Genomic DNA, 2,003 nt, shown 5'->3' with positions numbered 1-2,003 from the left:
AAGGCGCAACGTGGATTCGAGATCGCCGGTCGCGGCCTGTTGTTCGTCGGATTCCTCCCTCCCGCTTGGGTCGCCGGCGTGGCGGCGCTGAGCGTGTCGAAGATCCTCGACAACATGGAGATCGGGCACAACGTGATGCACGGCCAGTACGACTGGATGCGCGAACCGTCGCTGAATTCGCGTGTATTCGAATGGGACACGGTGTGCCCGTCGGACCAGTGGCGGCACTCGCACAACTACCTGCACCACACCTACACCAACATCCTCGGTCAGGATCGCGACATCGGATACGGGGTCCTGCGCATGGATCCCGCGCAGAAGTGGCATCTCTACTATCTCGGCAACCCGGTCTACGCGACCGTGCTCATGTTCATGTTCGAGTGGGGCGTGATGATGCACGATGCCGAGGTCGATCGGATCGTCGCCGGCACGCGGTCGTGGCGCCACGTGATCCCGATCGCGAAGGGATGGTGGCGCAAGGCCCGTCGCCAGGTGATCAAGGACTACGTCGCCTTCCCGCTGCTGAGCGGCCCGATGTTCGTGCCGACGCTGCTCGGCAACGTCACCGCCAATGTGGTGCGCAACGTGTGGGCGTACTCGATCATCTTCTGCGGCCATTTCCCGTCCGGTGTGCAGTCCTTCACCGAGGAGGAGACCGCCGACGAGACCCGTGGTGAGTGGTACGTCCGGCAGATGCTGGGCAGCGCGAACATCACCGGCTCCCCGCTGTTCCACATCATGTCCGGAAACCTGTCGCACCAGATCGAGCACCACCTGTTCCCGGACCTGCCGGCCCACCGCTATCCGGAACTCGCCCCGAAGGTGCGGGAGCTGTGCGAGAAGCACGGACTTCCGTACAACACCGGTGGCTTCACCGCCCAGGTGACGTCGGTGTGGAAGAAGATCTTCCAGCTCGCTCTTCCGCCGGGATGGGTGCGTTCGGAACCCGAGTCGGGCGTCGTCATCGAACGTCGACGCGCTACGGACCACCGGGTCGGCGATGCGGGTACCCTCGCGGACGACACGATCGAGGGGGTCGAACATGGTGGGAAGATTCGAGCGTAACAAGGACACGGTCCAGGAGGTCACCGAGTCGGCCGCCACCCACGTCGGCGCGATCGCCGGGATCATCACCGGAGCGGTCCGGGACGTCACCCGCGAGATCGGTGAGTGGATCACCGATGCGATCGAGATGCGGGAGGCCGCCCGCGCGGCGCGGGACGACGACGAACGCGAGGAAGGGCCGGCGACGCCGGATCGGCATCGCTCGGCCCCTCCCGAGGAGTAGCGAGACGCGGTCTCTACCGTGCGGGCAGGCCCGTCGTGACACGGGTGACGAACTCGGCCACCTCGTCGCGCATCTCGCCGCTGCGCGGCACCGCGCCCGACATCCAGAAGGCGCCGTGTACGAGTCCGTCGAAACGACGGATCGTCACGTCCACACCGGCCTCCCGTAGGCGTTGTCCGTAGAGCTCACCTTCGTCGCGGAGCACTTCGTTCTCGGTGGTGAGCACCAGGGTCGGTGGCAGGCCGTCGAAACGCTCGGCACGCGCCGGAAGTGCGTACGGCCTCTCTGCGTCCTCGGCCGACGCGAAGTACTGCTCGAGGAACCAGTCCATGTCGGCGGCGGTGATGATGTATCCCTCGGCGAACTCGCGGCGCGAGGGCACGTCCGCAGCCCGGTCCACCGCCGGATAGATGAGGACCTGCCCCCGCAACGCGGGCGCTCCCTCGTCGCGGGCCCGCAAGGCGACACCGGCCGCGAGGTTGCCACCGGCACTGTCGCCCATGACCACCACGTCGTCCGGGTCGCCGCCGTACTCGGCGATGTGGTCGGTGACCCACTGCAACGCAGCCCAGGCATCGTCGGTCGCCGCGGGGAACCGATGTTCCGGCGCGAGGCGGTATCCCGCGGTCACGACGGTGGCCCCGGTGGCGCGGGAGATCGCCCGCGCCGGTTCGTCCACCACGGTGAGGTCGCCGGCGACGAACCCGCCGCCGTG

Annotated in this window: 3 protein-coding genes; 2 read left to right on the top strand and 1 reads right to left on the bottom strand. The window is 67.3% G+C overall.

Annotated elements, in window-relative coordinates; genetic code table 11:
* Together R1101_RS28165 and R1101_RS0122205 are read left to right on the top strand one after the other, a co-directional pair.
* Positions 1-1,065 (top strand): fatty acid desaturase family protein (locus R1101_RS28165; protein ID WP_016935425.1); only part of this gene is annotated, 1,065 nt, incomplete at its 5' end.
* Positions 1,043-1,288 carry a hypothetical protein gene (locus R1101_RS0122205; protein WP_026003588.1) on the top strand — a complete coding sequence of 82 codons (246 nt, stop codon included), beginning with the start codon at positions 1,043-1,045 and terminating at the stop codon, positions 1,286-1,288. The genes R1101_RS28165 and R1101_RS0122205, both read left to right, overlap by 23 nt.
* A gap of 13 nt (positions 1,289-1,301) precedes the next feature.
* On the opposite strand, the gene R1101_RS0122200 is transcribed toward R1101_RS0122205, so the two are convergent.
* The coding region (locus tag R1101_RS0122200; RefSeq protein WP_016935423.1) for an alpha/beta hydrolase at positions 1,302-2,003 on the bottom strand (702 nt) is incomplete at its 5' end.

The sequence above is a fragment of the Rhodococcus sp. R1101 genome, assembly GCF_000278445.1.
Taxonomy (GTDB): Bacteria; Actinomycetota; Actinomycetes; order Mycobacteriales; family Mycobacteriaceae; genus Rhodococcus; species Rhodococcus gordoniae.
Note: the sequence above shows the minus strand (reverse complement) of the source record. Positions and strands in the feature narration are given on the sequence as shown.